The following is a 25,723-nucleotide window of genomic DNA, read 5'->3' as shown; positions in this document are numbered from 1 at the left end:
GATCGAAATCTCCATAGCCTTCGCCTGTGGCCCGCGGGTTCCTGCATGAGAGGCTTTCGTACGCCTGACGGCACCCGAAAACCTTCACCATGTCGGTCGTTGAGCGGACCCTAGCCGCACCCCAAAAGCGGACATCCGAGCGAACATGCAAGGCGGCATGTTAGCGCCCCTAGCTACTGCCAAGCAGTCTCCCAATAGATGTCGGCTCTTGATCCCAAAGCCGTCATCCGTCGCGTAAGCCTACCGGCAACTCGAGTTCAAGGACATGCACGCAGCCATCAAGCGGTAGCCGGGTCGGGCCGGTTTGCGCCGCGTCGGGCATGCCATCGATAACGGTGTGGATTTCAGTGTTTTTGCTCTCGCGAGAGGCCGTGACCGAAATATCCCATGATGTTCCCTCTACCTCGACCCGGGCGCTGAAGCCGGACCACTGGCGGGGAATGCACGGCTCGACGACAAGGACGTCGCCCTCGCGGCGAATTCCGAGAATGCCCTCGATACCGGCGCGGTACATCCAGCCCGCCGACCCCGTATACCAGGTCCATCCGCCGCGCCCGGCATGCGGCGCAACCGAATAGACATCGGCGGCGACCACATAGGGCTCGACCTTGTAGACCTCGGTGGCTTCGGAGTTCAGGGCATGGTTGATCGGGTTGATCAGGGAAAACAGGGCATGCGCTTTCTCGGTCTCTCCCAGTTTGGCGAAGGCCAGAATGGCCCACATCGCCGCGTGGCTGTATTGCCCGCCATTTTCCCTCAGGCCGGGAGGATAGCCCTTGATGTAGCCGGGATCCCGCGGCGTCTTGTCGAAGGGAGGGGTGAACAGGAGGGCGAGACCGTTCTCCTTGTCGATTAGACGTCGGTCCAGCGACGTCATCGCCGTCGCGGCGTGTGCCGGGTCGGCGGAGCCGGACAGAACCGCCCATGACTGGGCGATCGAGTCGATTTCGCATTCCCCCGAGCCTGCCGAGCCGAGCCAGGAACCGTCGTCGTAAGTGGCGCGGCGGTACCATTCGCCATCCCACGCGGCGGTTTCCAACGCCGTCGTGACCGAGGCCGCATGCGCGTGCCAACGCTTCGCGCGAACCGGGTCCCGCGTCTCGGCGAAGGGCGCGAACAACGCGATCGTGCGCACCAGAAGCCAGCCGAGCCAGACGCTTTCGCCCTTTCCGGCCTCTCCGACCCTGCTCATGCCGTCATTCCAGTCACCCGTGCCGATCAACGGCAGACCGTTGGCTCCGGTCAGTTCCAGGCATTGGTCGAGGCCGCGGGCGCAATGTTCGAACAGCGAGGCGACGTCTTCGGAAACCATCGGCTCGAAGAAGGCATCATGCGCGCCTTCTGCAAGCATCGGCCCTTCAAGGAACGGCACCTTTTCGTCGAGGATCGCGGGGTCGCCTGCAGCGCCGATATAGGTGGCGGTAGCAAAGGCCAACCAGACCCTGTCGTCGGAAATGCGCGTGCGCACGCCCTGGCCGGAATGCGGCAGCCACCAATGCTGGACATCGCCTTCGACGAATTGCCGGGCCGCAGCGCGCAGGATATGTTCGCGCGTCTCGTACGGCCGCGCAAATGTCAGGGCCATGCCGTCCTGGAGCTGATCGCGGAATCCGTAGGCGCCGCTGGCCTGGTAGAACCCGGAACGCGCCCAGATGCGGCAGGCGAGCGTCTGGTAGAGCAGCCAGCCGTTGAGCATGATGTCCATCGCCCGATCGGGCGTCTTGACCCGCACGGAACCGGTCAGGGCGGTCCAGTGACCGGTCACCTCGGCAAGTAGGGCGTCGAGGTCAGCCGCGCGGTAGCGGGCAATCAGCGCCCCGGCGTCGTCGCCTGTTGCGCATTGGCCGAGGAACCCAACGATCTCGATAGACTCCCCGGCCTCAAGTTCGACCCGGCATTGTAACGCAGCGCAGGGATCGAGACCGGCACCGGTCGCGCCGGACAGAGGCTTGTCGCCAAACAGGGCGGATGGCCGGTCATGGCTTTGATTGCGTCCGATGAATTCCGTGCGATCCGCGGTCCAGGCCGTCTGCCGCCCGCCAAGATCGGCGAAGGCGATACGTTCTGGAAATGCGGTGTTCCATGGAATGCGTGCAAACAGCGCGCCCGTTGCGACATCGCGCTCGGTGGCGATGAAGGGCCCATTGGCGCCGCGCGCGGTCCCCAGAACCCATTCCGCATAAGTCGTGATCGAAAGGCGCCGCACGCGGTCTGTCTGGTTCGTCAGCGTCAGCCGCGAAATCTTGATCGGATCCTTGAGCGGCACGTATTGGAGCAGGCTCGCCGCGATGCCGTTGGCCGTGTGCTCGAACCGGCTGTAGCCGAAGCCGTGGCGGGCGACATAGGTGCCTTGATCGCGTATCGGTTGGGCGGTTGAGCTCCAGACCGCGCCGTTCGTCTCGTCCCTGATATAGATCGCTTCGCCGGCCGGATCGGCGACTGGATCGTTCGACCACGGGGTAAGCTGGTTTTCGCGGCTGTTTTGCGCCCAGGTATATCCGCTGCCGGTCGCTGAGACCTGAAAACCGAATTCGGGATTGGCAATCACGTTGATCCAGGGCGCGGGCGTCTGGTCGCCGGATTGCAGAATGGTCACGTATTCGGTGCCGTTCTTGTCGAAGCCGCCGATCCCGTTGAAGAATTCGAGCCCGGTTGGCTCCGGCGATGGCGGCGCAAGCGGTCGCGGCCTTTGGGTCACAACAGGCGCGGAAGGAAGCTCGGCGGCCGGCAGACGCGCCAACTGGTCGGCGATCAAGCCGTGACGGGCGCTCAGCGACACGCGGGCGACCGAGATCAGAAGCGCGCGCGCTTCGCCGCTTATCAAATCCGCGCGCAGCACATGAACGGTGCCCTGGGCAAGCTCCCCCTGCAGCGGGGGCCGCGCCTGGCTCGCTCGGACCGCCGACTCGATCGCAATCTGGAGATCCTGCACATAGGAACTCGTGCGCTCGTTGATGATCACGAGATCGACGCCAAGCTGCTTCATGCGCCAATATTCGTGCGCGCGCAGCAGCTGGCGTACCTGGGGAATGTCTTCCATATCCGAAATGCGCAGAAGAACGATGGGCAGGTCGCCCGATATGGATAGCGGCCAGAGCGCGGACTGGCGGCCGGCGCCGTGCAGAATTGCCTCGGGCGACGCCCGGAATTGCGGGTCGGCATACAGGATCGGCGCCGCGAGCCGTTGAAAGTCGGCGGCTTCCTCGGGTTCGACATCGAGGTGGCGCAATTGCACCTGCGCCTGTGTCCATGCCAGCGTCTTGACCCGATCGTAGGCGCTACGGCTGTGATGCTTGTCGAGCAGCACCATCAGTTCCTCGCGGGAGGAGGCGACCAGCGTCCAGAAGGCGATGCGGGCGAATTTGCCGGGCGCGATGACAACGCGATGGCGAAGCGAGAAAATCGGGTCGAGAACGGTTCCGACCGTGTTCGAGAGCAACTCGTTCCCGACAACGGCTGCGGCGCGACCCAGCGCGTTGCCACGTCCGAGGAATTTCAGCCGGTCGGATTCATATTGGGGATCGGCGGAGATATCACCTTCCACGACGGCGAAATGGGCGGCCCAGATCTCGCTTTCGCCCGGCGCGCGCTTGCGTCTTGTGGCGACGAGCGCCCCGAATTCGGGAAGATACTCCGTCTGGACGAACATCTTGGCAAAGGCAGGGTGCGCATTGTCGGTGGCTGGCGTGGTCAGGACCAGTTCGCAATAGGACGTCAGTTCGATCTCGCGAGGTTTGCGTCCGGAATTCGTCAACGATATCCGGCGCACTTCGCCGTCGTCTTCCCCCGAGACCAGCACATCCATGACGGTTGTCAGCGTGTCGTCATGGCGAATGAATTCCGCGCGATCTTCGGCGAAGAAGACGTCCTGGCTCTGTGTCGCGGTGTCCGCCGAATAGACGCCGGGCGACCAGATTTCGCCGCTTCGCACGTCCTTCAGGAAAACGACCGAACCCCAATCGTCCCGCGTGACGTCCTCCCGCCAGCGCGTCACCGCCATCTCGCCCCATCGGCTGTAGCCGCCGCCCGTAGCGGTCAGCATCACCGCATAGCGGCCATTCGAGAGCAAATGGGTGACCGGCGCCTTGCCCGGATTGGGCTTCACGCGCCGCGTGGTCTGTGTGTTGCGCCGTGCCTCGCTTGCGGATGTCCTGACTTCTTCGGCGCGCGGATGGGCGACCGCGACATCGCGCGGGGTGCGCTCTTGCAGGAGCAGTTCACTCGCCATGATCATCGGATCGCGATGGAAGCGCTCGCGCATCCGGCCGTTCTGGAGCGTATTGGCGATTGCGACGATGGTCATGCCCTGATGGTGGGCCATGACATTGCGCACGATCGCGACATCCTGTCCTTCGGGCAGGCGCGACGGGGTGAAGTCGAGCGCCTCGTAAAAACCGTAGGGTCCGCTGCCGCCCAAGCCGGCAATCCGGGCGTAATTCTTCAGCGCGCCAAGCGGATCGATCATGGTGGCGAGGCCGGTGGCATAGGGCGCGATCACCCTGTTTTCGGAAAGGCCGCGTTTCAGTCCCAGCCCGGGCACCCCGAAATTGGAGTACTGATAGGTGAATTCGATGTCGCGGGCGTTATATGCCGATTCCGAGACGCCCCACGGGATACCCAGGCCAACTCCGTATTCCTGCTGCCGCTTGACGACCAGTCGGTTGGTTTCGCTGAGCAGGCTACCTGCCGGCGCGCGCATGACAAGCGATGGCATCAGGTATTCGAACATCGAACCCGACCAGGATATCAGCGCCGCTCCGCGCCCCAGCGGTGTTGCGGCACGGCCGAGCCGGAACCAGTGGCGTGTCGGAACATCCCCCTTGGCGATCGCGAACAGGCTGGCAAGACGCGCCTCGGATGCGAGCAGGTCATAGCAATTGGCGTCGAGGCTGTTTTCCGCCAACGAAAAGCCGATAGACAGAAGTTTGCGTTCCGGATCGAGCAGGAACGCAAAATCCATCGCCATGGCCATGCCGCGCGCCCTGTCGGCGAGTGCGTGCAGTCTCGCGCGAATCTCGCTTTGCGCGTTTTCCGCCAGCAGGCGGTCGCGTTCGAATTCGCGAATTCTCCGGCTCAGCGCTTCCGTCCAGAAAACCAGTTCGGGCATTGCGGAGCGTGCGGATGCGGGCGCTATGTCCCTTGCGGCGTTTGCTGCCTTGTCGGCGAGGCGGGCAAGGGCAGGGGACATTGCCGGCAACGCCTGGGCGCCCGTCAACAAGGTCTCGATTTCGTCGAGCAGGATCACCAATGGTGACGCCTTGTCGCCCGATCCTCTGCTTTGCTCATCGAGCGCTTCGGCAACCAGATGCAAATCGTCCAGCATGCCCGGTCGCGCATCGTCTGCAAAAGGCGCGTCCATCCACTCTTCGCAGGCATTGGCGAGCGCGATCAGATGACCGGCGAGATTGCCGCTGTCCACGGAGGAAACATAGGCGGGATCGAGCGTGCGAAGGTCGCGGGTATCGTACCAGTTGAAGAAATGGCCGTTGAAACGCGGGAGCTTGTCGAGACTGTCGAAGCTCGCCTCCAGCCGCTCGATTGTTTCCGCCATGCCGGTCCAGCCGAAATCACGCGCCGCTGCCGTGGAAAGCAGATAAAGGCCGATATTGGTGGGAGACGTCCGGTGCGCGACGGCGGGATCCGGGTCCTCCTGGAAATTGTCGGGAGGCAACATGTTGTCTTCCGGCGTCACGAAGATTTCGAAGAACCGCCATGTGCGTCGTGCGATCCGTCGCAACTCGTCGGATTCCGCCGGAGCAAGCGCCAGCCGGCCCGCGGCTGTCGGCGCGCGGCTGCTCCATAGCGCAACGGCCGGTGCGGCCAGCCAGCAAAGCGCGATCGGGACAATCACGGGCAGGGAGGCAGGAGCCAGAAATCCCGCGCCCGCCGCCATCAGCAGACCCGTCCCCGTGCCACCGGCCATCTGCCGGTAGAAACCCCGGACCCGCAATCGCGCCACGCCGGCCGATTGCGCGGCGGTCGTCCATTGCAGCATGTGCCGGTGGGTCCAGAAAAGGCGCGCGATGGTTCGCAGGATGGCGTCGCCCATGCGCCATGCCTGATCGGGAAGAAACAAGAAAGACAGCGCCGTCTGCATCGCCGCGAGGCGGATATCGGCCCCGAGCTTCTCGAAGTGGCTGCCCATGCGAATACCGGAGCGGCGCGGCACAATGGAGAAGGCAATCGGGAGAAACGCGGGGATCGCTATGGCGCAGAGGACAAACAAACTGCCCCAAAGCGCCGATGGCATCGGCAGGAGCCAGGTCAGACCCAGCGTCGCGAAAAGTGCGGGCGCAAACAGAGACCGTCTCAGATTGTCGAGGATCTTACCCAGACCGACCGCCGTAATGGCATGCTTGTCGGTTCGTTTGCGAAAGATCCAGGGCAGCAATTGCCAGTCGCCACGCGTCCAGCGGTGCTGGCGTTTCGCCGCGACGTCGTAGCGGGACGGGAACTCCTCGACGACCTCGATGTCGGAAGCGAGGCCTGCGCGCGCGTAGATGCCTTCAAAGAGGTCATGGCTTAATAGCGCGTTCTCCGGAATCCGCCCGGCAAGAGACGCTTCGAAGGCGTCGACGTCGTAGATGCCTTTACCGGTGTAGGATCCTTCGCCGAAAAGGTCCTGATAGACGTCCGAGACCGCCGCCGCGTAGGGATCCATGCCGCCCGGGCTCGAGAAAACGCGTTGATAGAGCGACCCTTCGCGCCCCACTGGAAGGGAGGGCGTGACCCGTGGCTGCAAAATGCCGTAGCCGCCGACGACGCGCTGTTCATCGGCATTTATTCTCGGGCGATTGAGCGGATGGGCCATCTTGCCGATCAACTTGATGGCGGCGTCACGCGGAAGCCTTGTATCGGCGTCGAGGGTAATGACGTAACGCACATCGGTCGGCACTACGGGCGCCTGCCCGTTTATGGGAATGAAAGTCGTGTCGGCTGCACCTCTCAGCAGGCGATTCAGTTCCTGCAGTTTTCCGCGCTTGCGCTCCCATCCCATCCATTTGTTCTCTCCCGTGTTGAACACGCGTTTGCGGTGGAGAATGATGAAGCGATTGCCCGCCGGACCCGGACCGTATTGGCGGTTCAGGTTTTCGACGGCGTTTGCCGCTGCGTTGAGCACGCTGTCCTCTCCGTCGATCGTTTCCGCATCGGCATCGACGCCGTCCAGCAGCAGCGCGAAGGTGAGATCGCCGCCCGGGCCGGACAGGTAATGAACCTCCAGCTGGCCGATCTGCTCGAACAGGTCGGCCTCGCTGGTGAGCAGCGTCGGCACGACGACAAGCGTGCGCAGAGACGAGGGCGCGCCGGAGGCCAGTTCAAGACCGGGCAGCGTCACCGCGCCGAAAAGCCAGGTGATGGCGCGATTGACCAGCGCCGTCGCCACGTCTGTTGCCGGAAGGAGCGCTGCGAGAAACACAAGGAGCGCCAGCGCCGGTGCGGGGATTGCCAACATCCAGATGGCGAGGCCGACAAGCGCCAGCGCAATGACCATGATCGTGCCGACATAACCGGCAATGCCGAGCCGGATGTTGAAACGGCGCAGCAACAGGCGTGCTGGCGCGCGGAAACCCGTCGCCCGTTCCAGCGTCCGACGCCCTTCGGCGATCAGGAAGTAGCCTGGATCTCCGAACCTTTCGGCTTCTGCCGGATCGGAAGCTTCGGCTGCCGCGGTCTGAGCGTTGCGGAGCGCTTCTTCGGCAATTTCGAGTTCGGACAGTGCGGATCCTCGGGCGAGTTCCTCGATCGCGCTGCGATAGGAATCGCGCGTCTGGAAGTCCATGGCGGCGAAGCTGCTTGATGCGCGAAGGCGCACGTCAACCAGGCTCACGGTCTCGAAAAGGTCGGCCCAATCTATGTCAGAGATGCGGCGCATGCTGGTAATGATGTTGCGCACCGTGACATTCGAGGCGCCCTGGCGTTGCTGGGCGTGCTGGACGACATCGTCGATCGAGACATGCTGAACGTTGAGCCGTTCTTCCAGCCAGCCGAATGTCGGTGTCGTTCTGGGATCGTGGTCTCGCAGGCGCTTGGCAAATTGTGCGGCAAACAATTCCGGCAGGGGCGCCTTGGAGAGCCTGGCGATGGCGGTGTCAGGTGAAAATCCCGACACCAGGACATGGTCCGCCAGCGCATCGGCTTCGGCGCGCGACAGTCGCGCTGCCGAAATCTGGTCCGCCAGCCGGCGTAAATTCTCGATGAGTACGATGCGCAGCGTTATGGCGACGGCCCACAACTCGCCGATGGTGAGCGGCTGGACACGCTGGTATGCAGCAATGAACCTGCACAGGATTTCGGGATCGAAGTGACTGTCGGTGTGAGCGACGAAAGCCCATGCCATTCCGAAAACCCTCGGATATCCGGCAAACGGACCCGCGGCGAGTTTTGGCAGCTGGCGGTAGTAGCCGGGAGGGAGGTCATCCCGGATCTCGCGAATCTGTTCCTCCACCAGGTGGTAATTGTCCAGAAGCCACTCGGCGGCCGGAACGATCGTGCGCCCGTTTTCCAATTCCGCCGCGCTCGCGCGATAGGCAGCCAGCAGAACAGTGGAATTTTCGTTGAGCCGCGCTTGCAGCGACTTGACCTTCGGAGGGGCGTCTGTGACCGGCTGCGCCGCCGCAAGCGTTTCCGCATGCAGTTCGAGTCGCTCGACGCCAAAAAGTTCTTCGCGGACGGGTGCGGTGCTGTCCCAAGGTAATGCGGGCGCGCGTGCGAGAAGGGGAAAGGGTTTCATGATCGTGTTTCCGGCCATTGCGTCGTGACCAATGGCCGTGTCGACGTGGGTCTATCGAATGGATCTCTCGACCCGCTGTTCCGCATGGCGGCAATGATTTGGCCCGAAGGAAAGGCGCTGCCGGAAGAATCAGGAAATTGAAAGAGAGCCCGGGAGGTCCTCAGTGGCGCCAATTGCGCTCGGCAGGAAGGTCACCGGAAACGACCACGTGGGCGACATTCGGCTCACGCATAAGCTTTTCGGGAAATGTCAGGTTAAACATACGTCCATCTTCGGTCATCAGCTGAACGCCGGACCTACCGAAGCATGATTTGAGCGCCTCTGGCGCAAGCGTGATCTCGCCGGAACCCGTCAGACCGCCGGTTTTCCGCGAATAGCTCTCGAAGTCATAGGAAGCGCTGGCGATGTCGACCCCTTCGCACTTCAGTGTTCCGTTTCCGGAAATCTCGCCAATATATCGCATGGATGTACTCCTGATTATCTGCTCGCGTTCGAACGCTTCGCCGGATGGCAGGTCGATACATCGAGAATTTTCGCTGCTGGCTGCCGGGGCGGCGCCAGGCAGGAAATAAGTTGCGGAGGGGAGCCAATCCATTGTGGTCGGCAAGGGGCGCCGGCACTAGCGGCCGCCGTTTCGCGCGTCCGTTATGCAAGTCCGGCGTAAGGTCTTCGTTACTTGAGCACGGCCCTTCCGGGGACGGTCTTTGTCGCCCGGTCCGTCTGCCGGGTCGGATAGCGTGGATACAGGCCGGGATTGGAGGGAATGCCACTGCCGCCGGTTTCATACGACGGCTGTGGCACCGGTATTTAGCTTGCGTCGGAAAGGCTGTCTGCCGACATCTTGCCGCTCTTGCGGTCAGCGACGAGTTCGTATCCGACCTTCTGGCCTTCGCGCAGGTCGCTCATTCCGGCGCGTTCGACGGCGCTGATGTGGACGAATGCGTCATTGCCGCCGTCATCCGGCGCGATGAACCCAAAACCCTTTTGAAGATTGAAGAATTTAACTGTTCCTGTGGTCATGATAGACCCTTTCATAAGTATATATAGCTCATCTGCATATGTGCAGACTGTCGAAATCGCGTTTTTCGGGTTTGAATTAATTGGCCAATGCGAGTGAAAATACGCGGGCCACGGAAATCTTGCCGTCTATCGACAACCGTATATGGCGCTTGCCGCCATTTTTTACAAGGAACAGGCTGGCTTTTGTTTGCTGAGGGTATTCCAGGAATCGGGCGGCCGAGAGTTGCATTTTATCGTCATATCAAAACGGAAACGCGGATTGCCCATCTACGGAACCTGCCGCAGCCGGCGCATCGAACCGAAAACCCGGTCCCAAAAACGCGACGTGACGCCGAAATTGTAAGCCTCGTCGGCATGATGCATCGCATGGCCGCGTTTGACGCTGTACAGATAACCGGAATGGGCGGGGTGCCAGTGATGAACGGCGTGATGCACGCTGACATACCAGAGATAGCCCGTCACGAGCCCGCACGAAACAGCGCTCGCCGTCGCGAGATCAGGAAGCCGGAGAAGCGGACAGAACACGAGGCCCAGAAACAACACCACGCTGAGCCAAGTGGGCGTGCCGCCAGCGCATGCACATCGCGGTGGTGCTGTTCATGCATCTCCATGATGTAGGGCAAGTGATGCAGCACGAAGCGATGCAAAATATATTCGAGCAGCGTCCACACCGCCAAGCCGCCCAAGAAAAACGCTATCCACGCTTCCCCTCCATCGGCACCGGCATTCATGACGCCTGCCGCGCCGAAAACCGCGATCAGCACTGGGTAAGCGAAAAAGTCGCTGTAGTAGCCAATTCGCGTGAGAAGCATTCCCTGCGTCCTGATTGCCAATTCACCAGCAAATGCGGTGCCGTGCGTGGATCGCCTTCTCGGCGCCAAAAATGGCGCAATGATGTAACCTTAGGCTCGGATAGGGAATTGGAGACGGTCGGTCGCCCGTAGTCATTCTGGCGGCATCCGAGTGTTGCGACATTTCCGACGCATTCGCTGCAATTAGCAATGACGCCCACACCTGCATATGGCATAAGGGAAGTTGCGGATCGAAATTTGCACCGCTCTTCAATTCGAGACTATCAGATAAATTGCGCTTGGGCAGGGATGAGAAAATCATCCGGTTCGACGCCGGTTATGGAAGTCGAGTTCATGTCGATCGGAACCATCCTAGTCATAATTCTCATCGTCTTCCTGCTCGGCGGCTTCAGCGGCCGTTTCAGAGGCTACGGTTATGGTTTCGGCCATACCGGAATCGGTGTCCTCGGTGTCATCCTGATCGTCGTCATCGTGCTGCTGCTCACCGGCCGGATTTAGATCTGACCTGAGTCCTCGCAATGTCCGATTTTCGCGGCCCGTATCGAATTGCGGGTCCCCGGGCAGTTGCGCCCTGACCGGTGTTGGGGCGACACCGCAGCCGGAGCGGCGGTATCCGGAAGTGGTCACCGGACCATGCGGCAACCGTGAACGCGCATACAAGGGTGCCACGAAGAAGCTGAAACATCGCCTGGAAAGCATGCTCGGGCGGATCAATGACAACAAGTCTGGCGAGACCATATGCGCCGGCGATCTTTGAGATGAACCTGTCGGTGAGGTCTCAACGGTGCCAAACTCAAGGAGAAAACAGTGATCAGAATTGAACCTCGGTCAGGATTTCCCAAAAAACCGGAAGCGCCCAAAAAAGCGGTCGCCGTGGACCGACCGGGCCTCGATTTTGACGGTTCCACAGGCGAGACGACGGCCGGAACCGGCCTGGGTCTGGGCGAAGACGCGTCGGAGGGTCCCCGGGATCGCAGCTTGCCTGACCGCCGATCCGGGGATGTTTAGGATGTCTTGGCGGACAATGGAGCGGATACGACGAAGCCGACGCAATCCACCAGGAACCCCGGTACCCAAGTAGGCCGGGCAGCAATTTACGGAGTCCTGCCAGACAAACTCGAACCGGTTTCCGTTTGACCGAAGTATCCTCGTCTAGCCGGCACAAAGCGGCTGTCGCCAGGCAAGTGGGGCGGCTGGGGGCTCTTCTCCGCCCGGATTGTACATCTTTGGGAACCCGAATTCTCAGCCAGTGTATCCAAGCCGCTTTCTGGCCTAGCCAGAACTGCCCGACGGACCACATTGTGCATCACCCATGTGATCTAAATCGGGGCGCGGCATCAAGCCCGGCGAAAACTCATCGGAATGTTGGCAAATTGCCAGATGTGGCTACTATCCTTGAAATCGTGACATGCCAGAAACCAAGCCAGCTTCAGACGTTGTTCCCACTGGGCTGAACGTCAGCTATCGTTCTTCGGACACCAGAAGCCGCCATTCCGCCGTCGGCCCCATTTCAGCCATTCGTCACCTTCACCGAATGCTCGATCCATGCTCAAGAAGCGGACATATGAAGCACCCGAGAATGTCGTTCGGGAGCCGCCGCAATGAAACTGCAGCGGTGCCCGCTTACAAGGCTAATCAGCCGTTCCGTGCTACCCCGGTGTTACCCGGCATTCTCCAGAGCTGGATTGATGAAAAATCGAAAGGAGACAAGCCATTGTATCAGAAAATCAATCTAACTCGGATTCAGCTCGATATTTTCAACTTACCTCTGCCTTTCTTAGGCAAAGGTCACAGGTTCGAATCCTGTCGGGTGCGCCACCCCTCCCGCATTCGACGTGTTTGCGCCGTCGCTTACGACGCGTTCGGCAGTTCCGTAAACCAGCCTTCGTCGTTGGTTTCCTGCCAGCGTACCTTGTCCTCATCGAGGAAGTCGATGGAGTGGACGACGACGTCGTCGTCGCCGAGGAAACAGACATTGTAGTTCGGCTGCAGATCGCCATAGCCCATGCGTTCGGCGATGCCCGAGAAATCGGGCCAGCAAGTGTGGTTCGTCGAACGCGGCGCGGAAAACGGAATGCCGGCGACCGATCCGCTCAGCGTGTAGTGGCAATGGCCGAAAAACATGTGCCGCACCGTGTCGCGATAGCGCGCGAACAGCGCCTTCAGTTCCGCTTCCTCGGCAATCCCGATCAGGTCGGCATTGGCGACATGCACCGCCGTCGGATTGTGATGCATGAACAGGAAGACCGGTTTGCCGCGCGCCCGGGCATCCTCCAGCGCCGCTTCGAGCCACTTCTGGCGCGCCGGGCAATAGGAGCCGGCATGTTCGCCCGCCTGCACCGTGTCCATGTAGACGAAGACGCCGGCCGGCGTGTCCTCGGTCCACTGGATGAAACCGTTTTCGTCGCGATTGGCGCCGGGATAGGCCGCCGAAAAGTTGTCGCGGCTGTCATGGTTGCCGATCAGAAGGCGTGGCGCACGGTCTCCGGTGAGCGAACTGCCGGCCAAGATATCCTTCAGCCGCTCGTAACTTTCGGCAAGTCCGTGATGGGTCAGGTCGCCGGTGATGACGATCCGGTCGGCGTCGCTTTGGTGCTTTTCCACATGCGCCAGGCATTTCCTGAAATTCTCGACCGGGTCGAGTTCCAGAATGTGTTCGGGGCTGATGTGGATGTCGGAGATATGGACGAGTTTCATCGTGGAATCCGGATTGGTAGATTTGCCGTTTCATAAACAGCCCGCTTGTCATATCCGTGACAGCGCCGCCTTCCATATGTGAAAAACCGGACATGGAGCAATCATTGCCAGAGGGTCTCGCCAGACAATTCGCGAACGCGGCGGCGCAAGGCGACTGGCCGGAAGCCCTTGCCGCCGTCGAGGCGCTGGCCCGGGTCCTGCCGGACAATGCCTCGGTCGTTTACAACAAGGCGCTCGTGCTCAGGCAGCTTGGTCGTGCCGATGAGCGCATCGCCTGCCTTGACCGCGCGCTTGCGCTCGAACCCGGCCATGCCAATGCCCGGTTCGAGCTCGCATCGGCGCTGATGGACGGACGGGAATTCGCGCCGGCCGCCGAGCAGTTTTCGGCCTATCTCGCCTCTGCGCCGGAGGATGCAGACGCGCTGCTCAATCTCGGCAATTGTCTCGTTCGTCTCGACCGTGGCGCCGAAGCCGTGACCCATCTCCGCAAGGCGCATGAGATCGCGCCCTCGCAGGAATCGGTGGCGGCTCTTGCGACGGCCCTGCGCGATCGCGGCGATCTCGCCGCATGCGAGGTGCTGCTCTCGGCCCTGCCGGAGACACCGGAATCCTCGGCGCTCCGCCTCAAGATCCTGACGCAGGGCGCGCGCGGCCGGATCGCGCTTGCCGTCGATCAGACCCGTTTCGCCCGGTAGCTCTTGCGATAGAGGCCCGGCTCGTCCTGCAATCCGTCCTGGAGGGCGGTATGGCGGGAGAGCGCCTCGTCATCCATCGGCGCGAAGTCGAGATCCAGCGCTTCGCGCGGCACCGGCCAGCCCTGTGCGACCGGCGTGCCCGCGGCGAGCGTTCCACTGAAATCAATGTCCGTCCACAATGCCGGGAAATGCACCATGCCGTCCCGCCACCGGTCGGCATCGACGAGTCCGGTCAGGGTGCGGAACGGCAGGTCGAGCCAGTTGGCCGGATGCGAAAACAGCATCGACCAGCCCTCCGGCAATTCGATCGTCCAGAAATTGTTGAATTTCACCGCGAAGCGGCCGGGTTCGATGCCGGGAACGCCGGCCGCCTGTTCCGGCACATGCACGCCGATCGGCGATCGCGTCGCGCGGCTTGCCGGATGCGCGGGCAGGCCCCAGTCCCAGGAAAATTCCCCGTTCTCGAATGTCAGGTCGGCGGCGAGGGGAAACAGGATGCCTGCCTGCATCGCGTCGAGAAAGGGCGGGCACTGTTTGACGGTGCGCACCTCGGCGCCGCCGAGGATGTCGCTTTGCGCCTTCGCGGGCATCTCTTTGACCCAGCCGGGCAGCGCTCCGGCCGCGAGGCACGGTCGCGGAACGATATCCTCGTATCCCGGCAGGCAGGAAAAGCGGACCTTCATGCCCGCTTTCTCGTCACGAGCGTGTGCGTCACCGCAACGGTGATCGTGATCGCGATGAAGATCACGCCGATCGCGTTGATGATCGGTGACAGGCCGAAACGCATCCGGCTGCCGATTTCCGTCACCAGCGTCCACGAACTGCCGATGGCGAAGAAGGTCGTGTTGTAGTTCTCGATCGACTGCAGGAACGAGATCACGCAGGCCGTCAGGATCGTCGGCATCAGGAACGGGATCGTGATGCGCCGGAAGACCAGCATCGGCGTCGCGCCGAGATCGAGCGCGGCTTCCTCCAGCACGCGGTCCTGGCGCTGCAGCCGCGCCATGAACATCAGCATGCAGTAGGAGGCGATGAACGAGGTCTGCGCGATCATTGCGGTGAACAATCCGGCCTGCAGGCCGAAATAGTCGCGCCAGAAGATCATCGTCGTCACGCCGAGCACGATGCCGGGGATCAGCACCGGCGAGACGAGCACGGTATAGAGCACGGTCGTCACGCGCGACTGCATCCGCGTCAGGATGAAGGCGCCGGACAACCCGAGCGGAATGGAAAAGGCGATTACGCCGCCGGCGATCGCCAGGCTGTGCCACAGTCCCTGCACGAAGCGCTTGTCCTGCGGCAGTTCCGTGAACCATCGGAGCGTGAAGCCCTGCCAGTCTGTGGCCGACGGCGTCGGCGCGGCGTTGAAGGCGGCGATCACCATGAAGCCAAGCGGCAGGAACATGTAGGCGAAGAAGACGAGCAGATAACCGTTCAGCAGCGCGCCGGACCAGTCACGGCTGCGGCGCCGTGCGGCGGCGCGGGGCGCCGCCATGGAGACGTCGGAAGCAGCAGTCATTTCGCGATATCCTTCACGCCCACCTTGAAGATGGCCATGGTGATCAGAATGAAGATGATGCAAGCGGTGAGAAGCGCCAGTGAATAGGCCGAGCCCTGGTTCCACGAATCGGCTTCGAAGAAACGCCTGTAAATCAACTGGCTGAACCAGTCCGGATGCATTCCGCGACCGACGATTTCGGGCGCCGCAATGGAGCCCGCCGACAGCATGAAGGTCATGATCGAGCCGACCGCGATGCCGGGCTTGGCGTGCGGGATGACGACGCGGGTGTGGATTTTCCAGACCGAGGCGCCGAGGTCGCGCGCCGCCTCGATCTGGCTTTTATCCAGCGTGTCGATGGTATTGTAGATCGGAAACACCATGAACAGCACATAGGCGTAGACCATCACGGTAAAGACCGCACCGTTCGACGCGACGAAGCGGAAACCCTCGCCGGCGCTCATGTCGATGATGCCGATTCCGTCCAGAAACGCGTTCAGGATGCCGTTCTTTTCCAGGATCATCACCCAGGAGAAGATGCGCAGGAGTTCATTGATCGCATAGGGAATGACGAGACCGATCAGGATCAGCGTCAGCTTGTTCCTGCTTTCCGCCATCGCCGCCGCATAGGCGACCGGATAACAGATGACGAAGGCGAAGACCGTCACGGTGAACGCATAAAGAAGCGTCATCAGGAAGATCTTGAAATGCAGCGCGCTCATCGTCGTGAAATTGTCCAGCGACAGGCGTTCCTTCATGCCGGCTTCGCCCGACGAGGTGTCCTCCTGTGCCTCCATATCGGTGATTCGGCTTTCGAGAGCGGCGATCTGCGAGCGCAGGTCTGCGGCTTCTGCCTGGCGCTCTTCCGCGCTCATCGCATTCTGCGGGGATGCGGACGGCGAAGGTGCAAGGCCCGGGCCGGGCGCGGTCGGCGCGGCGCCGGGCACGGTCATGCTCGGTGTGAACGGCGAAGGCGCGGCAGGAGAGCTCTTCGTTCCCGACGATCCCTGCTGCTGAAGCGTCAGCAACTGCTGTTCGATCTGGAATTTCTCGGTGTAGGCGTGGTCGATGTCGAGCGCCAGCATGGCGGTCTCTCCGCCGCGGTCCTCGAAGGTGAATGCGCGCTCGATCATCCGGATCTGCGGCACGACGATCATCAACAGTATCCAGATGGTCACCAGACCCACAAAAAGGAACGTCAGGCCGCGGCCATAGATTTTCGTCAACTCGCCCATCGCGTCACGCCTTGTCGCGGGCCATCGGGCCTGGCCGCATGACCACCGTATCGTCCGGCGTGAACAGAAGCATATGGTCGTCTTGCGCCCCGAGCGTCGCGTCGCCGGTGTTGTGCAGGTTGACGTGCACGCTGTGGCCGGCGGCGTCGAGATACATGTTGATCAGCGCGCCCTCCAGATCGCGGCGTTGCAGTCGGGCCTCGATCCGGTTGAGTTCGTTTGGGAGCGGACCCAGGCGATCCTTGCGATCTTCCAGATAGATACGCTCCGGGCGCACCATGACGATGGCGTTTTCACCGGTGGAGAGCCCGTGCTTGTTCATGCCGAGAAGCATGCCGTGCGGCGTCTCGACCTGTGCATGGCCGTTCGCCACCGTCTTCACCTTGCCGGAAAACACGTTCTGCTCGCCGACGAAGGTCGCTGCGAATGGCGTGTTGGGATGGTTGTAAAGGTCCTCGGCGGACGCAACCTGGTCGATCGCGCCTTCGTTCATCACGGCGACGCGGTCCGACATGGCCAGCGCCTCGCCCTGGTCGTGGGTGATGTATATGAAGGTGACTTCGGTCTTGCGCTGGATGTCCTTCAGTTCCGCGCGCATGTGCTGGCGCAGTTTCAGGTCAAGCGCGGAAAGCGGTTCGTCGAGCAGCAACACGGCCGGTTCGACCGCGAGGGCGCGGGCAACCGCGACGCGCTGGCGTTGGCCGCCGGAAAGTTCGCCCGGTTTCTTGTCCTCCTGGTCGGACAGCGCGACCAGGTCGAGCAGTTCCTCGGCGCGCTTGCGCCGCGCGGTCTTCGAAACGCCGCGCGCCTCCAGTCCGAAGGCGACATTCTCCCATACACTCATCAACGGGAACAGCGCGAGGCTCTGGAAGATCAGCGCGGTCGGGCGATGATTGGGTCCGATGCCGATCATCGGCTCGCCGCCGATGGCGATCGATCCCGTCGTCGGATCGAGAAAGCCGGAGATCATGCGCAGGATGGTCGTCTTGCCGCAGCCCGACGGACCGAGGATGGAGAAGAATTCACCGGCCTTGATCGTCAGGTCGGTCGGCTGAACGGCCGTGAAGCCGTTCGGATAGGTCATCGACACACCGGTTAGTTCAACGTCCTGGCCGCTCATCGCACCCGCCCCCGCAAGATCGGTGTTATGGAAAAACCGGGGGCGGTCGTCCGCCCCCGGAGGTTGTTGCAAAGGCCCTTAGGCGTTGGTGATCTTGTCGACATATTCCTGACGCAGCGGCGCGAACCACGGCGTGTCGGCCTGCCACCACCAAAGGTTGGCGAGATTTTCCGCGTTGTAGGTTTCGGCGAACTGGTTCTTGTAATCGTCGCCGGCGAAGTCGGCGGCGCCCGCGACAGCCGAGTTGTAGCCGGTGTTCTTCGACAGGAGGCCGCCGAATTCCGGTGTCATTAGTGCGTTGATGAAGGCATAGGCCTGTTCGATGTTCTCGGCGCCGGACGGAATGCCGACCGAGTCCATCCAGGTGATGCCGCCCTCTTTCGGCATGCGGTATTTCCACTTGGCGTCTTCGCGGTTGAGCAGAAGGCCGGTGGTGTCCCAGGTTTGGCCGATGCCGGCGCCGGCCTGCTTGAAGGCGTTTTCGGCTTCGGTGGCGTTGTTCCAGAAGGCCGCGATCTTGTCCTTGTTGCCGATAATGAACTTGGCACAGGCGTCCCAGACGCGGCGGGCGTCGTCCTCGGTCTTGTAGACCTCGAGCATGCGGTTCGACTTCACTTCGCCGATGGAGTCGAGATAGAGGCCGACGCCCATGATGACCGACTTCTGGCGGAAAGCCGACTTTCCGGCGGCTTCCGGCATCCACAGCGAACCGAAGGAAACGTCGGCGTCGGCCATCGGGAAGATCGAGGAATCGAAGGTGATCGCCTCGGTACCCCAGTTGAACGGCAGCAGCATGCGCTTGCCGCGATAGGTGCCGCCGAGCTTGACGGAGTCGTTGACCATCGACGGGATCAGGTTCGACGCGTTGACGAGCTTGGATTCGTCGAGTTCGGCAAGCAGGTCGTCCGGATAGTAGTTGGGGCCGTTGGTGACCGACGGGAAGATTACGTCGAAACCCTTGCCGCCAGCGGCTTTCAGTTTCTGTTCGGCTTCGTCGTTGGAGCCGTAGGTCGACAGGTTGATCTTGATGCCGCTTTCGTCCTCGAACTTGTCGATCTGGTTCTGCTGGATGTAGTCGCCCCATGCGAAGACATTGACCTGGCCCGACGACGCGAGCGCGTCGGTGGCTTTCAGGATGGCGGGTGCGGAAAGAATGACGCCGGTTGCGGCGGAGCTCTTGAGCAGAGAGCGGCGCGAAATCATGAGAGTCTCCTGCAGTGTTTGGAAACGGAAAAAGGGGATCGGGGCCACGAGCCCTCCCGACCCGGCACATACTGCCCGTCGGCAACGCTTTCCTGACAGTACGGTGACAGTTGCGTGTCGGAATTCACAAAAGGAGGCGCGAAAACACCCGGTCCGCACTTGCCGATAGGGTCCGTTATGCAAAGTGGGAGCCCGGTCAGGCGAAGGTCTGCGATATCGGGGAAGGCGACAACCGGATAACCCCTGCGTTCAAGGAGCATGGTCGAAACCGGGGCTGCAAGGGTGGATTGTTGAGCTTAACGGCCGATTGGAACCATGCTTAAAATGCTGTGGTCCCTTGGCACGAAGCATTTTCTAGTCAGAAAGTATGATCTCGATCAAATTCCGGTCTCAAAGCTGCGTGTATCGTTACCGGCCAAATGGGAGGTCCGCCGGGTGCGGAACTGAAGTGATAGTATGCGTCTGACGATACGCACGAACCTTGCGATGCGAGTATTGATGACTTGTGCGGTGAACCCGGGCAAGAGCGTCACCAAGTCCGAGATTGCCGAAAAATGCAACGCGTCGAAGAACCATTTGGGCCAGGTCATCCGGCACCTGGGCCGGCTCGGCTATGTCCGCGCGATGCGCGGCCGCAACGGCGGGATGTATCTCGCCATGCCGGCGGACGAGATCCGGGTCGGAGCCGTGTTCCGGGTCTTCGAATCCGATCTCCCCTTCGCCGAGTGCTTCGACGAAAAGGAAAACAATTGCCCGTTGATCGACAGTTGCTGGCTCCGGCCGGCGCTCCATATGGCTGTCGAATCCTTCTACGAGACGCTCGACGGCATTCGCCTGTCCGATCTCGTCGAGGGGAATGGCAAGCTCGAAGACCTGCTCAACATGCCGGTTGGCAAAGCAATGGGAAGCGGCCGCAAGGGAGACGGGGGCTGCATTGCCCGCGGCGGTGCCGGGCTGGCCTGACCTGACGCGCTGCTGCCGGCCTATTTCTCGAAGACCAGGGCATCGGCTTCGGCGCCGAGCCCGGCGAGCGTCTGCTTGAGATCCTCGACCATCGGATCCGGCCCGCACAGATAGAATTTTTGACCGAAATCCGTGACGGTTCGTTCCAGGAAGGCGCGGTCGACACGGCCATGGGCAAGGCCGGTCTTGTCCTCTTGGCTCAGGATGTGATGGACGGTGAGACCGGGCATGGCCTCAAGCTCCTCGCGCAGGATGATGTCGCGTTCGCCGCGATTGGCGAAGATCAGCGTGTGGTCGGCGAGGTGGCCGGTGCGGCCGTTCAGTTGGCGCAGGATCGGGATGAACGGCGTTATGCCGGCGCCGCCGGCGATGAAGACGCCTTTCCCCTTGTAGCCGATCGTTCCCCACGGATCGCCGACGATCAGTCGGTCGCCGACCAGAAGTTTCGCGAGCTGGTCCGTGACACCGTTGTGGTCGTGATACGACTTGATCGTGAATTGCAACGTGTCCTGATCGGGAAGCGAGGTGAAGGTGAATGGCCGTTTCTTGTCGCGCCATCCGTCCCGGTCGATCGACACGTCCGTCGCCTGGCCGGGCGTAAACGTGAAGCCATCCGGCTTTTCGAGGTCGTAGGAAAAGACATTCTGTGCAACGGGCGTAATGGCCCTGATCGCCAATGCGTGCGTCATGGAAAAGTCCCTGATTGAGCTCGTGGCCAGATTATCATATAGGAAATCGGGCGCCGGTCAGTCGGCGTGCGATGACCGGTTGCCTTTCCCCAGATCCTTCTCTGCGCGCGCATTCTTGTCCAGTTTCTCGAAGCTTTCGATGACGCCGTCCGCCTTCTTGCGGGCGCCCGGAATGGCCTTGCGCTCGTTGCGGACGCTCTCCTGATCGTCGCCCTGCAGCTGGTTGTTGCCCATCTCGTCGGCGGCAAGGTCGGATCGGGTCAGGTCGGTGGTCTCCGGTTTCCGGTTCTGTTTGCGTGCGTCGGCGGTCATGGCGTGTTCCTTCGCATGTGGTTTCGGCGATGCAAGGGAAACGATCGGATATCCGGAATGTTCCGCGCTACACGTGACGTTGGCGGCATTTGAGTTAAATCCCGTTTAGTTAGGTTAACAAATGATTGATATTGCGAAAGAATCCCGGATCGGGAATCACTGTTGACGTTACGGCGTCCAGGCGGCGTCATGACATGTCAGACAGCTTCGCCGGCGGGATTGCCGGCTCACTGCGCAAAAAGCGCGTCCCGCGATCATGCGGCCGCTCGCGCCAAAGGAATGATCGAACATGCGCGCAATATTCGGCGGCGCCACGATTCCGCTTTCGCGGGGATTTGTGGAAGTCGAGAACAGCGAAAACGATCTGCAGCGCTTTGACCGCTATGCTTTCGTTGACCATATTGGCATTGATCTGCATCGGGGCCTGATCCTGCTCGGCTCCCGGGCCCGCGACTTCCACGGTCTCCCTGCAGACAGAGAATCCGTTGGGATACGGCAGTTTCTGAACTGCTACCGTGAGCACGACCGGCGCGATCTGCTCTGCCTGCTTGAACGCCTTACCTGCTTCGAGGAGCCGTTTCACTACACGGCACAGCTTGAAGGTCCGGACGGGCAATTCATTCACGGCTTCATCGGCTGCACCGAAGGCGGCAGCAAGGCCGACGGAGAATTCACCGGCATCGTCGTCATGTCCCGTTGCGGGCTGGTATCTGCAGAACCTCTTCCCGCCGAGTCTCAGGACGACGCGTTCACGCTCTAGAAGCTCGAACGCGTCGCGGTCGGCCGCAGCAGCCGGACGGCCGGCCTTCTCGACCCGACCATATTGGCGGAAATGTCCTGGATCAGCAGGTCGACCCTGTCGTGCCGGCTTTCCAGTGCCGCCGCGAAACTGACATAGCCGAGTTTGACCTCGGCGTGATCGGTACACAGCTTCAACGCCACATGCGCCTTGGCGCGGGCGCTGTTGATGACCAGCATCAGCGTGACTTCGGGCGGGGCGCCCCAATCGGCCGAGGCTTCCCCGTCCATGTCGAACCGGACGAAGCCGGGCGTGAAATAAAGCTCCGAGGCGTCGTGAACGATGTCGGCAATGCAGCCGAACTGCTCCATGCGCAGATAGGCGATGTAGTCGCTGATGTCGACAAGGCGCAATTCGGCCGCCAGGTTCGCGATCGCGGATGCGACATGCGGTTCAAGTTCGAAGCAGATATCCTGTGCCAGCATCGTGTTGTCAGCTTTTCTGTGCGCGTCGCCGGATGATCGAGATCAGTTCCGCAACGGCTTTGAAGAATTCGGATGGAATGATTTGATCAAGCGAAACCTGCCCGTACATTGCCCGGGCGAGTTCGACGTTCTGAAAGACGGGAATGCCTTTCTCCTCGGCAAGTTCGCGGATGCGCAGCGCGATCAGGTCCTGGCCCTTGGCGACGACGATGGGGGCGGGATCGCTCCCGGGATCGTAACGCAGCGCGATCGCAAGGTGAGTCGGGTTGGCGATCACCAGCGAGGCGGTGGGAACGGCGTTCATCATCCGCCGCCGCGCCCGGTCGTGGGCAATCGAGCGCAATCGCGCCTTGACGATCGGGTCGCCCTGCGACTGCTTCACCTCTTCCTTGACCTCCTGGCGCGACATCTTCAGGTCGGTCTTCCACTGGAAGCGCGTCCAGAACCAGTCGGCCGCCGAGATCAGCACCATCGCGAAGATGATCGCGGCGAACAGCTTCAGCAGCATTTCCTTGACGACGAGCAGGAAACCGCCGATTTCCGTGTTCATCCCCTGCATCATCCGCGGCACGAGATCGTGCAGGATCATCACGACCAGCACCGTCGCGAAGATCAGCTTGGCGGTGGCCTTGATGAACTCGGCAAATCCCTTGACGCTGAAAATCCGTTCCCAGCCCTTGATCAGCGAGATCCGCGACATTTGCGGCTTGATGCGCTCGCCGACGAAACGCGGCGTATTCTGCGCGGCCGATCCGGCGATGCCGGCGATGATAAGGGCAATAAAAAGCGGCAACGTTATCGCACCGGCGATCAGTATGACGCGTTGCAGCAGCCAGTAGATATCGCCGCTGCCGCCCAGCTCGTACTCGAATGACTGGTCCATCATGGTCGCGAGTTGCTGCGCCATGTCGGTGATCCGGCCCGGCATGACGAATGTCATGACGAACAGGATCGCCAGCAGCGAGAACAGGATCGGCGTTTCCTTGGAGAAGGGCGTCTGGCCCTTTTCCAGGGCGTCGCGGATTTTTTTCTCCGACGCCTCTTCTGTTTTGCTTTCCTTGTCTTCTTCGTCAGCCATGAAACCTGCTCAACGGGACCGGATCAGGCTGCGGTTTGCAGTTCGATGCGCCCTTCGGCGGCCATGCGCAGGGCAAGCGCGGCGATCGACTTGCGCGCCTGTTCGATATCCGTTTGTCGCGCCTTGCCGGCGCTGAGCTCGGATTCGATCATCCGGCGCGTCCGCTGGCTGATCGAGGAAAGCACGGTCTCCTTCAGATCCTCGTCGGCTTCGCGCAGGGCGAGCGTCAGCACTTCCGTGGAAAGGCCGTCGCACAGCAAGGTACGCGCCTCCTTGGAAATGTTGGGCAGGTCCTCGAAGCGGAACAGGCGAGACTTCACGCCTTCCACCTTCTTTTCGCCGACGACGGGAGTCAGTTGTTCGAGCAGGTCGTCGGAGACGTCCTTTTTCATCTCGTTGAGGATTTCCGCGAGCCGCGTCACGCCCTCGCCGGACCCGGACGAGGTGTCGGTCAGTTTGAAAGCCTCGTCCAGCCGTTTCTCCACGCTCTGGATGACGTTCTCCGGCACCGGCTTCGAGGAAATCAGCCGCGCAACCGTCGCCTTTCGCAGGCCGGGCTCCAAATTCTCGATCAGCTTCGCCGCCGTGCGCGAATCCAGTCTCGACAGCACCACGGCGCAAAGCTGCGGCGATTCGTTGGAAAAGAATGCGTTCAACTCGTCGATATCGACCTTGGGCAGCATTTCCCAGACGCTAAGAGCCGGCTCGGCCGGACCGGGATCGGCGTTCATCCCGGTGATCGCGTACATTTCCTCGTCGGTCAGCGCTTCACTGAGGATCTTTTCCATGCTTTCGGCCGAATCCATGAGCCCCGCGCCGATCGTGAATTCGGATTCGAATTCCTTGACCAGTTCCTCGAGGTCGGGCTGGGGAATGTTCTTGAGCGTGTGGGCGGCGTCGATCATCACGCGCAGTTCTTCGCTCTTGAAGAATTTCAAGAGTTGCGAGGCGCGCCCCTTCCCCATGGCGACAAGCACGGCCGCCGCTCTCTGGGGTTTTGTCAGTACGTACCGTTTCGCCATTCCACGCTTCCGAAGCGATTCGCTTCACGAATTTCTATCAGCTTTTTTCCAGCGAGATGATCTTTACGCCCAGCCGTGACGGGTCATCCTCAAGAGATTGGATCTCGCCGGTCGCGATCTTGGTGCCGTTGACGCAGATATCGACCGCTTCGCCGATCTTGCGGTTCAAAGACACGACCGAGCCGGTTTCCATGCCCATCAGCTCGGAGACCGGCATTTCGGCCGATCCGATTACGACATCGAGCTGGACCGGGATGGACATCACGAGGTCCTGCAGCCCGTTCTGCGGTGCTTGCGCCGCTGCGGTTTCGGCCAAATCGTCGGGATCGAAGCCGTCGCCGAGTGGGCCCATCTCCTGATCCTTATTTATGACACCCTGCAGTTCGGCCAGCGCCTCGTCCAGGGCATCGGCTTCGTTTTCACCGTCCATCGGCAGCCCGAGGTCTTCGAGCGGGGAAAGCTCCGGCTCACTCATCATAGGTCTCCTCTAGATCGGGATTGGGTATGGAAAGGCCGATTCCGTTGAGCGCCTCGGTCATGGCCTCATGCGGCCTTTGCAGGCACATGGCGTAGTTGGCACCCTTGCGGCCGAGGCTGCAGTCGTAGAGCGGGCGGCCCTTGACCTTGAGTTTGACCGTGGCGTCCGCCTCCGTCGAAAGGGCCAGAACATCGCCGGTGCACAGCGCCGCGAGTTCGCCCAGCGTTATCGGCGGAAGCTGGATCGATCCCGAAACGGGCACTTTCACGGTCAATGCGTTGCGGTTCTGTGTTCCGGCGCCGCCGGAGGCCGGCTTCTTGACCGTCTCGCGCACCGGGCGCGCCATTCGCAACAGCAGGGAATGGGCGATCGCCAGGGTCAGGGTCGGTTTCGCCTCGCCGAAGACAAGTGTTGTCTCGAAAGCCACGACCGGTTCTTCGTCCTCGCCGTCGCGAATCTCTTCAACCTTCTGGGCCAGCCGGATCATTTTCGGGCAGTCCGGTGTCGAAAGCGTTGTCTGAATTGCCTGCCCGGTCAGATCGGCGAATTGGCAAACCAGGTCGCGCTCCATCGATGTTGGCGCTCGGCTTGCCGAAAGCGAGGCGAATTCCGGATCGCCGCCAAGCATGATCTCGGCGATGATGCTCGCCGCCGAATAGTCGCAGATCAGATAGGCGGACGGATTCGCGGATTTCGTCCCCAGAACGACGCAAATCGCCCCGGAACTGTTTTTTCCCATCTCCGCAGAAGCGCTGGAATGTTGCTGTCCCACGACTTCCAGTCTGGCTTCCAGCCCCGCGTTCTGCAGGATCGTTTGCAGCCGCGCGCCCAGGAACTTCACGACCGCATTGATTGCCGGGTCGAGGCGCATGGCGTCGCCCTTGCGGCCGAGCAGTCGGTCGAAGACGTCGTTGCTTTGTTCCGGTTGGGCCGCGGCTTCGGTCAT

At 61.5% G+C, this 25,723-nt stretch carries 22 protein-coding genes; 5 read left to right on the top strand and 17 right to left on the bottom strand.

Annotated elements, in window-relative coordinates:
* Positions 1-223: 223 nt before the first annotated feature.
* The 4 genes from IG169_RS20510 to IG169_RS24130 all read right to left on the bottom strand — a co-directional run bounded on the left by IG169_RS20510 (position 224) and on the right by IG169_RS24130 (position 10,276).
* Positions 224-8,731 (bottom strand): GH36-type glycosyl hydrolase domain-containing protein, encoded by an 8,508-nt coding sequence (locus IG169_RS20510; protein WP_193178127.1) that lies wholly within the window; start codon positions 8,729-8,731, stop codon positions 224-226.
* 160 nt (positions 8,732-8,891) lie between these two features.
* Entirely contained in the window at positions 8,892-9,194 is a 303-nt protein-coding gene (locus tag IG169_RS20505) for a hypothetical protein (protein WP_193178126.1), read from the bottom strand.
* A gap of 344 nt (positions 9,195-9,538) precedes the next feature.
* Positions 9,539-9,751, bottom strand: coding sequence for a cold-shock protein (locus IG169_RS20500; protein WP_193178125.1), 213 nt, complete (start codon positions 9,749-9,751; stop codon positions 9,539-9,541).
* Between the two features lie 267 nt (positions 9,752-10,018).
* Complete coding sequence (locus tag IG169_RS24130) at positions 10,019-10,276, bottom strand: sterol desaturase family protein (protein ID WP_343225686.1); 258 nt, start codon at positions 10,274-10,276, stop codon at positions 10,019-10,021.
* Between the two features lie 50 nt (positions 10,277-10,326).
* Between IG169_RS24130 and IG169_RS24125 the strand changes: the two genes are divergently transcribed.
* Both IG169_RS24125 and IG169_RS20490 read left to right on the top strand, forming a co-directional pair.
* Entirely contained in the window at positions 10,327-10,695 is a 369-nt protein-coding gene (locus IG169_RS24125; protein ID WP_246717477.1) for a hypothetical protein, read from the top strand.
* Between the two features lie 201 nt (positions 10,696-10,896).
* Positions 10,897-11,061: a DUF3309 family protein gene (locus IG169_RS20490; RefSeq protein ID WP_193178124.1), complete on the top strand. Its 165-nt coding sequence runs from the start codon at positions 10,897-10,899 to the stop codon at positions 11,059-11,061.
* A 1,353-nt stretch (positions 11,062-12,414) separates the two neighbouring features.
* Here the strand turns inward: IG169_RS20490 and IG169_RS20485 are convergent.
* Positions 12,415-13,260, bottom strand: coding sequence for a phosphodiesterase (locus tag IG169_RS20485; RefSeq protein ID WP_193178123.1), 846 nt, complete (start codon positions 13,258-13,260; stop codon positions 12,415-12,417).
* A 92-nt stretch (positions 13,261-13,352) separates the two neighbouring features.
* On the opposite strand from IG169_RS20485, the gene IG169_RS20480 reads away from it, so the two are divergent.
* Positions 13,353-13,955 carry a tetratricopeptide repeat protein gene (locus tag IG169_RS20480; protein WP_193178122.1) on the top strand — a complete coding sequence of 201 codons (603 nt, stop codon included), beginning with the start codon at positions 13,353-13,355 and terminating at the stop codon, positions 13,953-13,955.
* On the opposite strand, the gene IG169_RS20475 is transcribed toward IG169_RS20480, so the two are convergent.
* The 5 genes from IG169_RS20475 to IG169_RS20455 all read right to left on the bottom strand — a co-directional run bounded on the left by IG169_RS20475 (position 13,934) and on the right by IG169_RS20455 (position 19,011).
* A complete protein-coding gene (locus IG169_RS20475) occupies positions 13,934-14,638 on the bottom strand; it encodes a hypothetical protein (RefSeq protein ID WP_193178121.1) in 705 nt (234 codons plus the stop codon). The two genes, IG169_RS20480 and IG169_RS20475, sit on opposite strands and share 22 nt — an antisense overlap.
* Positions 14,635-15,474: an ABC transporter permease gene (locus IG169_RS20470; RefSeq protein WP_246717476.1), complete on the bottom strand. Its 840-nt coding sequence runs from the start codon at positions 15,472-15,474 to the stop codon at positions 14,635-14,637. The genes IG169_RS20475 and IG169_RS20470 overlap by 4 nt, the downstream gene beginning before the upstream one ends.
* The gene (locus IG169_RS20465; protein WP_193178120.1) at positions 15,471-16,688 is read right to left on the bottom strand and encodes an ABC transporter permease; all 1,218 of its coding nucleotides are present in this window, start codon (positions 16,686-16,688) and stop codon (positions 15,471-15,473) included. Before IG169_RS20465 ends, IG169_RS20470 begins: the two co-directional genes overlap by 4 nt.
* Before the next feature lie 4 nt (positions 16,689-16,692).
* On the bottom strand, positions 16,693-17,808 hold the full coding sequence (locus IG169_RS20460) for an ABC transporter ATP-binding protein (protein WP_193178119.1): 1,116 nt from the start codon (positions 17,806-17,808) through the stop codon (positions 16,693-16,695).
* Between the two features lie 78 nt (positions 17,809-17,886).
* On the bottom strand, positions 17,887-19,011 hold the full coding sequence (locus tag IG169_RS20455) for an extracellular solute-binding protein (protein WP_193178118.1): 1,125 nt from the start codon (positions 19,009-19,011) through the stop codon (positions 17,887-17,889).
* A gap of 456 nt (positions 19,012-19,467) precedes the next feature.
* Between IG169_RS20455 and IG169_RS20450 the strand changes: the two genes are divergently transcribed.
* Entirely contained in the window at positions 19,468-19,974 is a 507-nt protein-coding gene (locus tag IG169_RS20450) for an RrF2 family transcriptional regulator (protein WP_193178117.1), read from the top strand.
* A 20-nt stretch (positions 19,975-19,994) separates the two neighbouring features.
* Here the strand turns inward: IG169_RS20450 and IG169_RS20445 are convergent, their stop codons facing one another.
* Both IG169_RS20445 and IG169_RS20440 read right to left on the bottom strand, forming a co-directional pair.
* Complete coding sequence (locus IG169_RS20445) at positions 19,995-20,663, bottom strand: ferredoxin reductase domain-containing protein (RefSeq protein ID WP_193178116.1); 669 nt, start codon at positions 20,661-20,663, stop codon at positions 19,995-19,997.
* A 57-nt stretch (positions 20,664-20,720) separates the two neighbouring features.
* The gene (locus IG169_RS20440; protein ID WP_193178115.1) at positions 20,721-20,975 is read right to left on the bottom strand and encodes a hypothetical protein; all 255 of its coding nucleotides are present in this window, start codon (positions 20,973-20,975) and stop codon (positions 20,721-20,723) included.
* 289 nt (positions 20,976-21,264) lie between these two features.
* Here IG169_RS20440 and IG169_RS20435 point away from each other — a divergent pair, with 289 nt between their 5' ends.
* Positions 21,265-21,735 carry a hypothetical protein gene (locus tag IG169_RS20435; RefSeq protein ID WP_193178114.1) on the top strand — a complete coding sequence of 157 codons (471 nt, stop codon included), beginning with the start codon at positions 21,265-21,267 and terminating at the stop codon, positions 21,733-21,735.
* Here IG169_RS20435 and IG169_RS20430 read toward each other — a convergent pair.
* From IG169_RS20430 to IG169_RS20410, 5 genes are read right to left on the bottom strand one after another with little or no spacing between them, the layout of a single operon-like run.
* A complete protein-coding gene (locus tag IG169_RS20430) occupies positions 21,732-22,199 on the bottom strand; it encodes a hypothetical protein (RefSeq protein WP_193178113.1) in 468 nt (155 codons plus the stop codon). The two genes, IG169_RS20435 and IG169_RS20430, sit on opposite strands and share 4 nt — an antisense overlap.
* Before the next feature lie 7 nt (positions 22,200-22,206).
* Complete coding sequence (gene flhB, locus IG169_RS20425; protein ID WP_193178112.1) at positions 22,207-23,277, bottom strand: flagellar biosynthesis protein FlhB; 1,071 nt, start codon at positions 23,275-23,277, stop codon at positions 22,207-22,209.
* A gap of 23 nt (positions 23,278-23,300) precedes the next feature.
* A complete protein-coding gene (locus IG169_RS20420; protein ID WP_193178111.1) occupies positions 23,301-24,299 on the bottom strand; it encodes a FliG C-terminal domain-containing protein in 999 nt (332 codons plus the stop codon).
* A 37-nt stretch (positions 24,300-24,336) separates the two neighbouring features.
* Positions 24,337-24,774, bottom strand: a complete 438-nt coding sequence (locus IG169_RS20415) for a FliM/FliN family flagellar motor switch protein (RefSeq protein WP_246717474.1) — start codon at positions 24,772-24,774, stop codon at positions 24,337-24,339.
* On the bottom strand, positions 24,767-25,723 hold the full coding sequence (locus IG169_RS20410; protein ID WP_193178110.1) for a FliM/FliN family flagellar motor switch protein: 957 nt from the start codon (positions 25,721-25,723) through the stop codon (positions 24,767-24,769). Before IG169_RS20410 ends, IG169_RS20415 begins: the two co-directional genes overlap by 8 nt.

Origin of the sequence: Oricola nitratireducens (assembly GCF_014904745.1) — a bacterium.
Classification (GTDB): domain Bacteria; phylum Pseudomonadota; class Alphaproteobacteria; order Rhizobiales; family Rhizobiaceae; genus Oricola; species Oricola nitratireducens.
Note: the sequence above shows the minus strand (reverse complement) of the source record. Positions and strands in the feature narration are given on the sequence as shown.

Coding starts and splice junctions, on each gene's coding strand:
- IG169_RS20510 (WP_193178127.1), bottom strand. CDS start 8,731: ATGAAACCCTTTCCCCTTCTCGCACGCGCGCCCGCATTACCTTGGGAC.
- IG169_RS20505 (WP_193178126.1), bottom strand. CDS start 9,194: ATGCGATATATTGGCGAGATTTCCGGAAACGGAACACTGAAGTGCGAA.
- IG169_RS20500 (WP_193178125.1), bottom strand. CDS start 9,751: ATGACCACAGGAACAGTTAAATTCTTCAATCTTCAAAAGGGTTTTGGG.
- IG169_RS24125 (WP_246717477.1), top strand. CDS start 10,327: ATGCACATCGCGGTGGTGCTGTTCATGCATCTCCATGATGTAGGGCAA.
- IG169_RS20490 (WP_193178124.1), top strand. CDS start 10,897: ATGTCGATCGGAACCATCCTAGTCATAATTCTCATCGTCTTCCTGCTC.
- IG169_RS20485 (WP_193178123.1), bottom strand. CDS start 13,260: ATGAAACTCGTCCATATCTCCGACATCCACATCAGCCCCGAACACATT.
- IG169_RS20480 (WP_193178122.1), top strand. CDS start 13,353: ATGGAGCAATCATTGCCAGAGGGTCTCGCCAGACAATTCGCGAACGCG.
- IG169_RS20475 (WP_193178121.1), bottom strand. CDS start 14,638: ATGAAGGTCCGCTTTTCCTGCCTGCCGGGATACGAGGATATCGTTCCG.
- IG169_RS20470 (WP_246717476.1), bottom strand. CDS start 15,474: ATGACTGCTGCTTCCGACGTCTCCATGGCGGCGCCCCGCGCCGCCGCA.
- IG169_RS20465 (WP_193178120.1), bottom strand. CDS start 16,688: ATGGGCGAGTTGACGAAAATCTATGGCCGCGGCCTGACGTTCCTTTTT.
- IG169_RS20460 (WP_193178119.1), bottom strand. CDS start 17,808: ATGAGCGGCCAGGACGTTGAACTAACCGGTGTGTCGATGACCTATCCG.
- IG169_RS20455 (WP_193178118.1), bottom strand. CDS start 19,011: ATGATTTCGCGCCGCTCTCTGCTCAAGAGCTCCGCCGCAACCGGCGTC.
- IG169_RS20450 (WP_193178117.1), top strand. CDS start 19,468: ATGCGTCTGACGATACGCACGAACCTTGCGATGCGAGTATTGATGACT.
- IG169_RS20445 (WP_193178116.1), bottom strand. CDS start 20,663: ATGACGCACGCATTGGCGATCAGGGCCATTACGCCCGTTGCACAGAAT.
- IG169_RS20440 (WP_193178115.1), bottom strand. CDS start 20,975: ATGACCGCCGACGCACGCAAACAGAACCGGAAACCGGAGACCACCGAC.
- IG169_RS20435 (WP_193178114.1), top strand. CDS start 21,265: ATGCGCGCAATATTCGGCGGCGCCACGATTCCGCTTTCGCGGGGATTT.
- IG169_RS20430 (WP_193178113.1), bottom strand. CDS start 22,199: ATGCTGGCACAGGATATCTGCTTCGAACTTGAACCGCATGTCGCATCC.
- flhB (WP_193178112.1), bottom strand. CDS start 23,277: ATGGCTGACGAAGAAGACAAGGAAAGCAAAACAGAAGAGGCGTCGGAG.
- IG169_RS20420 (WP_193178111.1), bottom strand. CDS start 24,299: ATGGCGAAACGGTACGTACTGACAAAACCCCAGAGAGCGGCGGCCGTG.
- IG169_RS20415 (WP_246717474.1), bottom strand. CDS start 24,774: ATGAGTGAGCCGGAGCTTTCCCCGCTCGAAGACCTCGGGCTGCCGATG.
- IG169_RS20410 (WP_193178110.1), bottom strand. CDS start 25,723: ATGACCGAAGCCGCGGCCCAACCGGAACAAAGCAACGACGTCTTCGAC.